Source organism: Cryobacterium sp. TMB3-10 (genome assembly GCF_004402305.1).
Lineage (GTDB): Bacteria > Actinomycetota > Actinomycetes > Actinomycetales > Microbacteriaceae > Cryobacterium > Cryobacterium zongtaii.
On the sequence record NZ_SOGH01000013.1, the window covers coordinates 46,712 to 59,577 of the forward strand.

Consider the following 12,866-nt stretch of genomic DNA (forward strand, 5'->3'; position numbering starts at 1 on the left):
GGTCGAATGACCCTAGTGAGTCACTTTAGAGGATGTCTATCCTTTCAATCGGGACGTTCGTCCCATCGGCCCAGGCCGCAAGAAGAATGGGCAGGAACGAGAAACAGATGGCAACCAGGGTGTGCGCGGAATCCGAGCTCGAGCTCGGCGAGGCGATCAAGGTGATGGTCGACGGTGTGGCGGTCGCCCTGGTGAAAGACAGCGCCGGAAACTGCTTCGCGCTCGGCGACATGTGCTCGCACGCAGACATCTCCCTCTCCGACGGCTTCGTCGAGGGCGACGACCTGGAGTGCTGGGCGCACGGCGGCCGGTTCGAGCTGTCCACCGGGCGGGCCCGCACCCTGCCGGCCTCAGAGCCGGTGCCGGTCTACCCGCTCACCATCGTTGACGGCGACGTCTACGTGGACGTAACCGCGCAGGTCGACGTGTCCTCCTACGTGGGGTGACAGTTCGCGAACTGTGAGAAAAGCACCGACTTCGGCCCGCACTGGGGGCATTTCCCTCAGTCCGCGAGACCCGGAGGCAACTCCACGAGGCAGAGGTCGGGCTGCACGAACGGGAGCAGGCGGATGGCGGACGCGTCGTGCCCTCGCTCCCGCACCAGGCCCTGGATCAGGCCCAGGTGCACCGAGCAGACCACATTGGGGTTGGCGCGCGCCTCGGCCCGGAACGGGCAGGCCGGCAGCGCGATGGTGTTCTCGTCTGCGCGCAGCTGAGGCTCGAAGCCGATCTCGGTGAGCACCCGCAGCAACGGAGGCACCATGTCGGTTCCGGCCGAGGCGGCGGACGGGGTGCCCACCAGGTCGACCGGATCGGCGGCATCCGCCCCGGCCGCGTACTGCGCCGACCAGCGCTCGCCGGCGCGCACCGAGCGGGCGCGACCGCCGTCGGCGTCCTCGCCGATCACCGAGGCGAGGGCCTGGGTGAGCTGCAGTTGGGCGTCTTCGACGGGTAGCGGCGCCGCCACCGGGCTGAACAGCACGTGCGGGCGGCCACGCTGGCCGGCCCTGGCCACCTGGCGCTCGACCAGTCCCGCGGCCTCGAGCTGCTCCAGGTGGAACCGGGCGGTGGTGACATGCAGGCCGATGCCCGCGGCGACGGTGACGGCGTCCAGCGGCTCGGCGGCAGCGGTGAGCAGGCCCAGCACCCGGCGGCGCGGCTCACTGGCCAGGGCCGCGTGCCTGGCGTCACTCTGATCGGTCGAAACCATGATTTTAGAGTAGCAGCGTGCGGTTAAACCGGACCGGGCGGCGATCATCCGCCGATGTAGGACATCTCGATCTTCGTGCCGGAGGAGCGCACCGCTCCGGTCTGGGCGCTGCGCAATGCGGAGGCCCGGTCGGTGCGCTGCCGCCAGATGGAACCCATCGCGGCCGAGAGCTGCTCGTCGCTGCTGCCATCGCGAAGCAGCGCGCGCAGGTCATGGCCGCCGCTGGCGAACAGGCACGTGAACAGCTTGCCGTCGGTGGAGACCCGAGCGCGGGAGCAGGTGTGGCAGAACGACTGGGTGACGCTGGAGATCAGGCCGATCTCGCCCTCGCCGTCGACGTACCGCCAACGACGGCTGGTCTCGCCGGTGTAGTTGGGCGCCACTTCCTGCAACGGCAGTTCGGCGTGGATGCGGTCACGCACCTCACTGGACGGCAGCACGGCGGCCATGTCCCAGCCGTTGCTCGTGCCCACGTCCATGAACTCGATGAATCGCAGGATGTAGGGGGTGCCCTTGAAATGCCGGGCCATGTTGACGATGTCGTGGTCGTTCTGGCCGCGCTTGACGACCATGTTGATCTTGATGGGACCCAGGCCGACGGCGTGGGCGGCGTCGAGGCCGGCCAGGATGCGGGCGACCGGGAAGTTGACGTCGTTCATCGTGCGGAAGGTGGTGTCGTCGAGGGAGTCGAGGGAGACAGTCACGCGCTTGAGGCCGGCATCCTTGAGCGCCTGCGCCTTCATCGCCAGGGCGGAACCGTTGGTGGTGAGGGCGATGTCCACGGGCCGGCCCGCCGGGGTGCGGAGGGCGGCGAGCATTGCGATGAGCTCTTCGAGGCCCTTGCGCAGCAGCGGTTCGCCGCCGGTGAGCCGGATCTTCTCCACCCCGTGCGCCACCGAGATACGCGCCAGCCGGGTCATCTCCTCGAACGAGAGCATCTCGTCGCGGGGCATGAAGGCGAAGTCCTTGCCGAAGATCTCCTTGGGCATGCAGTACACGCAGCGGAAGTTGCACCGGTCGGTGACCGAGAGGCGCAGGTCGTGCAGCGGGCGACCGAGGGTGTCGACGAGCTGGGTATCCGGGGCCGGGGCAGGCCCGAGCGGCACATCACCGGCCAGCGGCTCGATGACGCGCACGGGAATCGGTACGCCGGACATACACCGACCCTAACCCCGAACGGTTCGGGTTCGCCGCATCGTGTCCGGTCGCAGCGGCCGCGGCGGGCACGGATCATTTTTCACGGTGTTCGCTCGTTGTCGGGGCCTTCGGCGACGGTCAGGCTGACCTTGAGCGCACCAGCAGGTGCGCTCTCATCCGACCGGAAACCAGGAGCTTTCATGTCAGCCGCCGCTTCCACCGCCGTCAGCAGCCGCCTCGAACCGGACCTGTCCAACTGGGACCCGGAAAACGAAGAGACGTGGGACTCCAAGCTCGCTTGGCGCACGCTCTGGATCACCACCTTCAGCCTGACGCTCGCGTTCGCCTCCTGGTACCTGGTGAGCGCGATCGCGCCGCGACTGAACGACATCGGCTACTCGCTGACGCCCGGCCAGCTGTACTGGCTGGTGGCCCTGCCCGGCTTGGCCGCCGGCATCCTGCGGCTGGTCTTCATGTTCCTGCCGCCGATCATGGGCACCCGCAACCTGGTGGCGATGTCGTCCGGGCTACTGATCCTGCCGATGCTCGGCTGGACCCTCGCCGTACGCGACACCTCCACCCCGTTCTGGGTGCTGCTCTGCCTGTCGTTCTCGGCCGGCATCGGCGGCGGCGCGTTCTCCGGCCTGATGGCCTCCACCAGCTACTTCTTCCCCAAGCGCCTGGCCGGCACCGCGCTCGGGCTACAGGCGGGACTGGGTAACTTCGGTATCGGCCTCATCCAGCTTCTGCTGCCCTGGGTTGTCGGTTTCGGTCTGCTCGGCACGGCGGCCCTCACCCCGCAGTCCAGCGCGAACGGCGAACTGGTCTGGCTGCACAATGGTGGACTGGTGCTCATCCCCTGGGCTCTGCTCGCGATGGTGCTCTCGATCCTGTATCTGCGCCGGGTGCCCATCACGGCCAACTTCGCGCAGCAGGTGGACATCTTCAAGATCAAGCACACCTGGATCATGACCGCCATCTACCTGATGAGCTTCGGCGCATACAGCGGCCTGGCCGCCCAGATGGGCCTGATCATCCTCAACGTCTACGGCGACTTCCCGGATGCACCCAACCCGTTGGCATTCGCGTTCATCGGCCCTGTCGTGGGAGCCGCCGTGCGAGCGGCCAGCGGCCCGTTCTGCGACAAGTTCGGCGGCGCGGTCTTCACCTTCGTCGGCGGTGCCGGCATGGTGGTGGGCACGGTTCTGACCGCGTTCTTCCTCACCCCGTCGAGTGTCGGCGAGTTCTGGGGCTTCCTCACCGGGATGCTGATCATCTTCTTTTTCGCGGGTCTGGCCAACGGCGGCACCTTCAAGCAGATGCCGATGATATTCCCCAAACGCCAGGCCGGCGGCGCCATCGCCTGGACCTCCGCGATCGCGGCGTTCGGCCCGTTCATCGTGGGCATCGCGCTCACGGCGATCAGCCCGACAGCGTTCTTCATCGGCTGCGCCGTGTTCTGCGTCTTCTGCACGGTCCTGGCCTGGATCTTCTACGCCCGTCCCAACGCCCCCTACCCCGGCTAGCCCCTCCGCCCCCTCACCCCCGCCATGTCCCCGGCGGGATGCCCGGCGGGGCTGGTGGGGGCGGTGTTTCGTGGCGGGCCTGGCCCGACGGCCGACGGGCGAAGAGGTTATCCACAATTTGATATTTGCTCACACAAAGCTTCGTATTCGGGCTAGATTCGGGGCATGACAAACCAGTCGAGTATCGCAGCTACGTTCGCCACTCATCGCGGTGATGCGCTGGTGGAAGCCGCGGAGAATGTGGCCCGGTTAGGGTCGTGCAGCGTTGACTACGACGCGTTGTCGGATGCCGCTGTCCTGGCCGGTCAGCGCACTCTCGCGCAGGCCCAGCGCGAGCTCGACACCCGCAAGGCGTGGCTGGCGAAGACCCTGGCCCAGCGTTCCCGATGGGAGCTGGGCCAGTCCGGTCTGGCTGCGCAGCAGGGTTTCCTCAACCCCGAGGCCTTGATCCAGGAGCTGACCGGCACGAGCAAGGTTGAGTCGAGGAAGCTCGTGGGGGTGGGCCGGATGCTCGCCGAGGCCGAAGATGCCCAAGCGCAGGCGGCCGCGTTCCTGGCCGCCGAGGACGAGGCAGCCCGCCGGTTGCTCGACGGGGCGCTTGATGGCGCGCTGGACCCGGACTCCCCCGACGCCTTGGACTTTGCGGTTCCGCTGTCGCCGCCGGCCCCGGCACCGTGGCACGCACCGATCTCGCACGCCGTGACCGGCGGCACCCTCTCGATCGATGCCGCGCACGCCCTGCGCACCGGCCTGGGCGACATCGATACCGTCGTCACCGGCCCGGTCCTCGCCGACGCCCTCGCCGGGCTGCTCGCCGACGCCGCGGCGATGGACGTGGACCAGCTCCTCAAACGGGCCCGGCAGACGCGCGACAGCCTCGACGAGGCCGGCATTAGGGTACGGGAACAGAAAGCCTGGGACGNACGGGAACAGAAAGCCTGGGACGACCGCTACCTGCGCATCTGGACCCTGAACACCGGCCAGGTCCGCATCGACGGGCTCTTCCCGGCGGAACAGGCCGAGTTCATCAAAGCCACCTTCGACAGTCTCACCAGCCCCCGCCGCGGCGGCGTGCGCTTCGTCGACACCGAACGCGCCGCCTGGGCCAAACGCGTCAAGAACGACCCCCGCAACACCAGCCAAATCACCTGCGACGGCTTCCTCGACCTCCTCAAAGCCGGCACCACCATCAACCCCAACGAGATGCTCGGCGGCCGCCGCCCCGCCGTGCAGATCCTCACCACCGCCACCCCGACGGCCCGGCCCGCAGCGCCCGCGAAACCGGCAGGACCGGCAGAACCGGCAGAACCGGCCAACGCCGGCGAACCCGCCGCCGACAACATCCTGATCTCCCTTACCGGCCAAACCGGGCACGGCTACATCGAGGGCAACAACGCCCCGGTCTCCCCCGAAACCATCGAACGCCTCATCTGCGACTCGGGAAGTGTTGAGATCACCGTCGACGAGTTCAACCGGCCCCTGGACCTGGGCCACGAACAACGCCTGTTCAACCGGGCCCAACGCCGGGCCCTCGCCGCCCGCGACGGCGGCTGCCGGTGGCCCGGCTGCGACCGCCCACCGGCGTTCACCGAAGCCCACCACATCGAACACTGGCTCAGAGACCACGGCAGAACCGACATCAACCAGGGCATCCTGCTCTGCCCCGCCCACCACCTGCTGCTCCACAACCAGCACTGGCAGATCTTCGAAAACACCGGCCGCTACTGGCTCCGCCCACCCACAACCATCGACCCCGGCCAAACACTCATCGAGATGCCCGGCCGCAACCCAGCCACGACGCACCTAAGCCCCAGCCGCTGATCGAGCTCGCTGAGATCCCCCGACCCGGGGCGCGTTCGCGACTCACCTCACCAGGTCTCGACACACTCGACCAACGCGGCGGGAACCGCCCCGCACACACCTCGCCAGGCCTCGAGGAGCTCGGCCGACGACGAGGGGTGTTAGCGGCGGATGTTGGTGCGCGAGCGGGAGGGACGGGCGGGCTCGTCGGCGCGCGGAGAGACCCGCACGTTCGGGAGCTCGGCCTTCTCCCAGCCGCGCTGCACCGGGCGGGCGCCGGAGCCCTTGTGCGTGTCGCGAGAGCGGTAGATCACGTAGGGCCGCCAGATGTAGCCGATCGGGGCGGAGAACACGTGCACCAGTCTGGTGAACGGCCAGAGCAGGAACAACGCGGTGGCGGTGAGCACGTGCAGTTGGAAGAAGAACGGCACGTCGCTCATCAGCGACGGGTCGGGCTGCAGGCCCCACAGGCTGCGGATCCACGGCGAGATCGAGCCGCGGTAGTCGTAGCCAGCACCGAGCACCTGGTGCAGCACGGTGGCGACGGTGCCGAACACGATGGTGCCGCCGAGGAAGATGTACATCACCTTGTCCATCACCGTGGTGGCCAGGTGCACCCGGGTGACCAGGCGCCGGCGGATGATCAGGATGATCAGCCCGGCGATGGTCAGCACCGCCGCGACGCTGCCCATCCAGGTGGCCCCGAGGTGGTAGATGTGCTCGGTGACGCCGAAGAACTCCAGCCATGGCTTGGGGATGAACAGGCCCACCACGTGGCCACCGATCACCATGATCATGCCGTAGTGGAACATCGGCGAACCCCAGCGCAGCAGCCGGTTCTCGTAGGTCTGGCTGGAGCGGGAGGTCCAGCCGAACTGGTCGAACCGGTAGCGCAGGATGTGGCCGACCACGAAGGTGGCGGCGGCGATGTAGGGGAACGCCACCCACAACAGGTAATCGAGCGGGGTCATCGGCGTACTTCCTCACTGGACGCGCCATGCGCGGAAAACGGTTTGAGATTGCCGAGGTAGGTCATGCCGACGGTCTCGGTGGGCGGGCCCTCGTTGACCAGGTCCAGGTAACGCTTGCGAGTCTCATCGTCGATGGGCGGCAGCGACAGACAGACCGCTTCGACGAGGTGCGCGTAGGGACTGTTGACTTTCTCGAGCGCCGCACGCAGCACCTCGATACCGTCCCGGTGCGAGGAAAGCAGCTGACCGGCGATCGGCGAATCGGAGAGCGCGGAGAATTCGAGCACCATCGGCAGGTAATCGGGCAGCTCGTCGGCGTCGACCTCCCAGCCGGCGGCCCGGTACGCCTCGACGAACCGCACCAGCGCCATGCCGCGCCGGCGGGTGTCGCCGGCGGCGTAGTAGCTCAGGTATGGGCAACACTTGCGCTTGAGGTCGAAGGTGGCCGTGAAGTGCACCTCGAGCTGCTGCTGGCTCAGCTCGTCGGCGGCGGCGAGGAACGCGGCGAACGCGGCGCGCAACGCATCCGGCAGGTCGCCCAGCGACGCGGCGACGACCGCGAATTTGGCGCGGCGCTCCTCGTCCGGGTAGTCCAGCAACAGGGACGCCGCCATGTGCGCGATGCGCCGGTCCTGATCGTCGAGCGCGAGAGCGGCCACCCGCCGGGGGGCGAGCTTGGGCATTCTCATGCGGTGGCCTCCGGGCTCGGCTTGGGCGGGAACATGCCCGGCGGCACCGTGCCGCCGGTCCAGTTGAGCAGGTTGACCCGGCCCGGGGTGGTGGGCTTGGTCTTCTCGCCGCCCTTGCCGGTCATCTCGTTGTAGTTGGATACGGTGCCGGCCAGCGGCATGCCGGGCTCCTGGCCGAACGGTCCGGCGTTCTGGCCCGGTCCACCCATGCCGGGTCCCCCGTCGGTGTCGAGCGAGCAGGCCAGCTCGTCGAGTTCGCGGGCGGTCTCCACGTGAGCTTTGGGGATCACGTAACGGTCCTCGTACTTGGCGATGGCGAGCAGCCGGTACATGGCCTGCATGGTCTCGCCGGTCATGTTGACGGCGCGGGCGATGCGCTCGTCCGCCGGCCGGCCCAGGTTGATGTCGCGCATGTAGGAGCGCATGGCGGCGAGCTTCTTCAGCGACGCCTCCACGGGCCGCACGTCACCGGCCGAGAACAGGCCGGCCAGGTACTGCACCGGGATGCGCAACCGGTCGATCGCGGCGAACAGGGTGCGGGCATCCTCACTGTCGGCTTGTGTGGTGGAGACCACGTCGACCACCGGGGACAGCGGCGGGATGTACCAGACCATGGGCATGGTGCGGTACTCGGGGTGCAGCGGCAGCGCGATCTTGTACTCGGCGATGAGCTTGTAGATCGGGCTGTTCTGCGCGGCGAGGATCCAGTCGTCTTCCATGCCCTCGGCCTTGGCCGCGGCGATGACCTCGGGGTCGAACGGGTCGAGGAAGACCCCGCGCTGGGCATCCAGCAGATCCTGGTCGTTCTCGATCGACGCGGCGGCGAGCACAGCGTCGGCGTCGTAGAGCATCAGGCCGAGGTAGCGCAGCCGCCCCACGCAGGTCTCCGAGCAGATGGTGGGCTTGCCCTGTTCGATCAGCGGGTAACAGAGCGTGCACTTCTCGGCTTTACCGGTCTTGTGATTGAAGTACACCTTCTTGTAGGGGCAGGCGGAGACGCACATGCGCCACCCACGGCAGCCGTCCTCGTCGACAAGCACGATGCCGTCTTCCTCGCGCTTGTACATGGCGCCGGAGGGGCACGCCGCGACGCAGGCGGGGTTGAGGCAGTGCTCGCAGATACGCGGCAGGTAGAACATGAAGGTGTTCTCGAACTCCATCTTCACGTGCTCGCTCATGGTGGCGAGGATGGGATCGTCGGCGGCGGTCTCCTGCGAGCCGCCGAGGTTGTCGTCCCAGTTGCCCGACCACTTGATGTCCATGTTCTTGCCGGTCAGCAGCGACTTCGGCCGCGCGACCGGGCTCTGGGTGCCGGCCGGCGCGGTGGTAAGCATGTCGTAGTCGTAGGTCCACGGCTCGTAATAGTCGTCGATCACGGGCAGGTCGGGGTTGTCGAAGATGTGCAGCAGCTTGCTCAGCCGACCGCCGGCGCGGAGCTTCAGCCGGCCGCGCTTGGTGCGCACCCAGCCGCCCTTCCACTTCTCCTGGTCTTCGTACTGGCGCGGGTAGCCCACGCCGGGTTTGGTCTCCACGTTGTTGAACCAGGCGTACTCCACGCCGGTGCGGTTGGTCCAGACCTGCTTGCAGGTCACCGAGCAGGTGTGACAGCCGATGCATTTGTCGAGATTCATGATCATCGACATTTGAGCCATAACGCGCATTTAGTACTCAACCTCCTGGCTGCGTCGACGGATCACGGTGACCTCGTCGCGTTGGTTCCCGGTCGGGCCGAGGTAGTTGAAAGCGAATGAAAGTTGGGCGTAGCCGCCGATCAGGTGCGAGGGCTTGAGCAGGATGCGGGTGAGCGAGTTGTTGGTGCCACCGCGCAGTCCGCTGGTCTCGGCGACGGGCACGTTGATGGTGCGGTCTTTGGCGTGGTACATGTACACGGTGCCCTCCGGCATCCGGTGCGAGACGATCGCCCGGGCCACGACAACGCCGTTGCGGTTGTACGACTCGATCCACTCGTTGTCGCGCACGCCGATCTTGTCGGCGTCCTGCGGCGACATCCAGATGGTCGGTCCGCCCCGGGAGAGCGAGAGCATCAGCAGGTTGTCCTGGTACTCGGAGTGGATCGACCACTTGGAGTGCGGGGTGAGGTAGCGCACGGCCACCTCGGCGCGACCCTTCGAGCCGGGTGCGCCCGTGGACTTCGTTGAGCCGACGACCGAGTCGTCGAACAGTCTGTGCATGTCCAACGGCGGCCGGTAGATCGGCAGCTGCTCGCCGAGCTCGATCATCCAGTCATGATCGAGGTAGAAATGTTGCCGCCCGGTGAGGGTGTGCCACGGTTTGAGGTGTTCGACATTGATAGTGAAGGCGCTGTAGCGGCGTCCGCCGTGCTCGCTGCCCGACCATTCCGGCGAGGTGAGCACGGGAACCGGAGCGCCCTGCACATCCTTGAAGGTGAACCGGCGCCCCTCGTTGTCGCTGGCCAGGTGGGCGAGCTTCTGCCCGGTGCGCTTCTCGAGCTGCCGGAAACCCTGGGTGCCGAGGCGCCCGTTGGTGGTTCCGGAGAAGGCGAGCACCATCTCGCAGGCGTGGATGTCGGTGGCCAGCTTCGGCCGGCCGGCCGCCGGTCCGGACTCGACGAGACCGTTCTTGGTGCCGAGGTACTCGATTTCCTTGTCGGGGTCGTATTTGACGCCCTTGATGGTCATGCCGAGCTTGGCGGTGAGCGGGCCGAGGGAGCCGAGCTGCGCGGCGAAGGCCGGGTAGTCACGTTCCACCACGACCAGCCGCGGCATGGTGATGCCGGGAATCAGGTCGGGGTTCTCCACCACGATGCCGTGCGGGGTGGCCATGGCGTCGGGGGTGTCGTGCATCAGCGGCGTGGCAACGAGGTCGCGGCGCACACCGAGGTGTGTCTCGGAGAACTCGGACACTTTCTGGGCCAGCAGGTGGAAGATGTCGAAGTCGGTCTTGGACTGGAACGGCGGGTCGATAGCCGGGTTGAACGAGTGGATGAACGGGTGCATGTCGGTGGTGGACAGGTCGTGCTTCTCGTACCAGGTGGCCGGCGGCAACACCACGTCGCTGTAGATGGTTGTGGACGTCATCCGGAAGTCGCTGGTGACCATCAGGTCGAGCTTGCCCTCCGGGGCCGACTCATGCCACTTCATGGTGTGCGGGCGCTTCTCCTCCGGGGATTCTGGGGCGCGCACCGCGCTCTGGGCGCCGAGCAGGTGCTTGAGGAAGTACTCGTTGCCCTTGCCGGAGGAGCCGAGGATGTTGGCCCGCCAGACGACGAGCACCCGGGGGAAGTTCTCCGGCGCATCCGGGTCTTCGCAGGCGTAGCCGAGGCTGCCGTCCTTGAGTGAATCGACCACGTACTGGGCCGGGGCGACCCCGGCCGCATCGGCGTCGTCGACGATGTCGAGCGAGTTGCGGTTGAAGGTGGGGTAGCTGGGCATCCAGCCGCGTTTGGCCGATTCGACCAGGCAGTCCGCCGTGGTGCGTCCGGTGAAGGTGCCGGTGGCCAACGGGCTGGCGAGGGTGTCGGCGCTGAGGCCGTCGTAACGCCACTGGTCGGTGGCGAGATACCAGAATGCGGTGCCGATCATGGCGCGCGGCGGGCGTACCCAGTCCAGGCCGAAGGCGTACTGCGCCTGGCCGGTGACCGGGCGCACCTTCTCCTGACCCACATAGTGCGCCCACCCGCCACCGTTCACGCCCTGGCAGCCGGTCATGGTGGTCAGCGCGAGGAAGGCGCGGTAAATGGTGTCGGAGTGGAACCAGTGGTTGGTGCCTGCGCCCATCAGGATCATCGAGCGGCCGCCGGAGTCTTCGGCGTTCTGCGCGAACTCCCGGCCGATCCGGGCCGCGGCCTGCGCCGGCACGGAGGTGATCTCCTCCTGCCAGGCGGGGGTGCCGGGCGAGGAGGCGTCGTCGTAGCCGGTGGGCCAGACGCCGGGCAGGTTCAGTTCGTCGCGGCTGACGCCGTACTGGGCCAGCAGCAGGTCGAAGACCGTGGTGACCAGCTGGCCGGCCACCATTCGCACGGGCACGCCGCGGCGGATGACGCCGGCGCCGCCGGTGTGCTCCTCGCCCTCTTCGCCGGTGAGGGCGGAGACGTCGAAGCGGGGCATGTCGATGGCGGCGCTCCGGCCGTCGTGGTCGGGGCTGTCGGCGATGGAGAGCAGCGGGTCGACGCCCTCCAGGTCGAGGTTCCACTTGCCGGCGTCGGTTTCGCTGAACCGGTGGCCGAGTGAGCCGTTGGGCACGACCGCGTGGCCGACCTGGTCGAGCAGCACGGGCTTGAAGGTGGCGCTGGCGACGGTGGAGGCCGTGTCGGGCAGGGCATCCGCGGTGAGGAACTTACCGGGCACGTAGGCGTCGCCGCGCGGAGTGAGGGTGATCAGGTAGGCGGAGTCGCTGAACTTCTTCATGTAGTCCACGAACTGCGGGGTGCGCCGGTCGACGAGGAATTCCTTGAGCACGACGTGGCCCATGGCCAGGGCCAGGGCGCCGTCGGTGCCGGGGTGCACGGCCAGCCACTCGTCGGCGAACTTGGAGTTGTCGGCGTAGTCAGGCGAGACGGTGATAACTTTCTGACCGCGGTAGCGGGCTTCGACCATGAAGTGCGCGTCGGGGGTGCGGGTCACCGGGACGTTCGAGCCCCACATGATCAGATAGCTGGAGTTCCACCAGTCGGCGGATTCGGGCACATCCGTCTGGTCGCCGAACACCTGCGGGGAGGCGACGGGCAGGTCGGCGTACCAGTCGTAGAACGAGAGCATGGTGCCGCCGAGCAGGGTGATGAACCGGTTGCCCACTCCATGGGAGACGATCGACATGGCGGGGATCGGCGAGAAGCCGGCGATCCGGTCGGGTCCGTAGTTCTTGATGGTGTGCACCTGGGCGGCGGCGACGATCTCGGCGGCCTCGTCCCAGCTGGCGCGCACCAGGCCACCCTGCCCGCGGGCACTCTTGTACGCCTTGGCGCTCTCCGGGTTGCCGGTGACCTCGGCCCAGGCGAGCACCGGGTCGCCGGTGCGGGCCTTGGCCGCGCGGTACAGCTCGAGCAGCACACCGCGCACGTAGGGGTAGCGCACCCGGTTGGGCGAGTAGGTGTACCAGCTGAACGCGGCGCCGCGGGGGCAGCCGCGGGGCTCGTACTCTGGCGAGTCCGGACCCACGGAGGGGTAGTCGGTCTGCTGGGTCTCCCAGGTGATGATGCCGTCTTTGACGTACACCTTCCAGGAACAGGAGCCTGTGCAGTTCACGCCGTGGGTGGACCGCACCTCCTTGTCGTGGGTCCAGCGGTCACGGTAGAACGAGTCGGCGTCGCGGCCGCCCTCGAGGAACAACGAACGCAGGTCTGGGGAGGTTTCACCGCGGCGCAGGAACCGGCCGAGGTTGAGGATTGAGTCGGTGATGGGACCGTCGCTGCCGGGTTTGGCGGATGTGGCCCCGGCTCGGCCATTTCGTGAAAAGACAGAATTCTTGACTGATTTCACGAAGATCTCCTAGCGCTGCCGGCGTCGCCACGGTCAGCGATGCCCTCTGCGCAAGTCTCCCGAGTGCGGAAAAC

9 protein-coding genes are annotated in these 12,866 nt (G+C 67.6%); 3 read left to right on the top strand and 6 right to left on the bottom strand.

Annotation, left to right across the window (positions count from 1 at the left end):
- The first annotated feature begins 107 nt into the window (after positions 1–107).
- Complete coding sequence (locus E3T22_RS05770; RefSeq protein ID WP_103459341.1) at positions 108–446, top strand: non-heme iron oxygenase ferredoxin subunit; 339 nt, start codon at positions 108–110, stop codon at positions 444–446.
- Between the two features lie 56 nt (positions 447–502).
- On the opposite strand, the gene E3T22_RS05775 is transcribed toward E3T22_RS05770, so the two are convergent.
- On the bottom strand, positions 503–1,210 hold the full coding sequence (locus tag E3T22_RS05775) for a metalloregulator ArsR/SmtB family transcription factor (RefSeq protein ID WP_166788986.1): 708 nt from the start codon (positions 1,208–1,210) through the stop codon (positions 503–505).
- A gap of 44 nt (positions 1,211–1,254) precedes the next feature.
- Complete coding sequence (gene moaA, locus E3T22_RS05780; protein WP_088457462.1) at positions 1,255–2,367, bottom strand: GTP 3',8-cyclase MoaA; 1,113 nt, start codon at positions 2,365–2,367, stop codon at positions 1,255–1,257.
- A 180-nt stretch (positions 2,368–2,547) separates the two neighbouring features.
- On the opposite strand from moaA, the gene E3T22_RS05785 reads away from it, so the two are divergent.
- Together E3T22_RS05785 and E3T22_RS05790 are read left to right on the top strand one after the other, a co-directional pair.
- On the top strand, positions 2,548–3,873 hold the full coding sequence (locus E3T22_RS05785; RefSeq protein WP_088457463.1) for an MFS transporter: 1,326 nt from the start codon (positions 2,548–2,550) through the stop codon (positions 3,871–3,873).
- Positions 3,874–4,038: 165 nt separating this feature from the next.
- Entirely contained in the window at positions 4,039–5,694 is a 1,656-nt protein-coding gene (locus E3T22_RS05790; RefSeq protein WP_134493530.1) for an HNH endonuclease signature motif containing protein, read from the top strand.
- Positions 5,695–5,834: 140 nt separating this feature from the next.
- Here the strand turns inward: E3T22_RS05790 and narI are convergent, their stop codons facing one another.
- From narI to E3T22_RS05810, 4 genes are read right to left on the bottom strand one after another with little or no spacing between them, the layout of a single operon-like run.
- On the bottom strand, positions 5,835–6,644 hold the full coding sequence (gene narI / locus E3T22_RS05795; protein ID WP_134480768.1) for a respiratory nitrate reductase subunit gamma: 810 nt from the start codon (positions 6,642–6,644) through the stop codon (positions 5,835–5,837).
- Complete coding sequence (gene narJ, locus E3T22_RS05800; protein ID WP_240632283.1) at positions 6,641–7,333, bottom strand: nitrate reductase molybdenum cofactor assembly chaperone; 693 nt, start codon at positions 7,331–7,333, stop codon at positions 6,641–6,643. Before narJ ends, narI begins: the two co-directional genes overlap by 4 nt.
- On the bottom strand, positions 7,330–8,994 hold the full coding sequence (narH, locus tag E3T22_RS05805) for a nitrate reductase subunit beta (protein WP_088457467.1): 1,665 nt from the start codon (positions 8,992–8,994) through the stop codon (positions 7,330–7,332). Before narH ends, narJ begins: the two co-directional genes overlap by 4 nt.
- Positions 8,995–12,711 (bottom strand): nitrate reductase subunit alpha, encoded by a 3,717-nt coding sequence (locus E3T22_RS05810; protein WP_241983605.1) that lies wholly within the window; start codon positions 12,709–12,711, stop codon positions 8,995–8,997.
- Positions 12,712–12,866: the final 155 nt, after the last annotated feature.

What these genes read in the sequence shown, in the direction of transcription:
- narH (WP_088457467.1), bottom strand. Translation starts at nt 8,994, where the DNA reads ATGCGCGTTATGGCTCAAATGTCGATGATCATGAATCTCGACAAATGC.
- E3T22_RS05785 (WP_088457463.1), top strand. Translation starts at nt 2,548, where the DNA reads ATGTCAGCCGCCGCTTCCACCGCCGTCAGCAGCCGCCTCGAACCGGAC.
- E3T22_RS05775 (WP_166788986.1), bottom strand. Translation starts at nt 1,210, where the DNA reads ATGGTTTCGACCGATCAGAGTGACGCCAGGCACGCGGCCCTGGCCAGT.
- E3T22_RS05770 (WP_103459341.1), top strand. Translation starts at nt 108, where the DNA reads ATGGCAACCAGGGTGTGCGCGGAATCCGAGCTCGAGCTCGGCGAGGCG.
- narI (WP_134480768.1), bottom strand. Translation starts at nt 6,644, where the DNA reads ATGACCCCGCTCGATTACCTGTTGTGGGTGGCGTTCCCCTACATCGCC.
- narJ (WP_240632283.1), bottom strand. Translation starts at nt 7,333, where the DNA reads ATGAGAATGCCCAAGCTCGCCCCCCGGCGGGTGGCCGCTCTCGCGCTC.
- moaA (WP_088457462.1), bottom strand. Translation starts at nt 2,367, where the DNA reads ATGTCCGGCGTACCGATTCCCGTGCGCGTCATCGAGCCGCTGGCCGGT.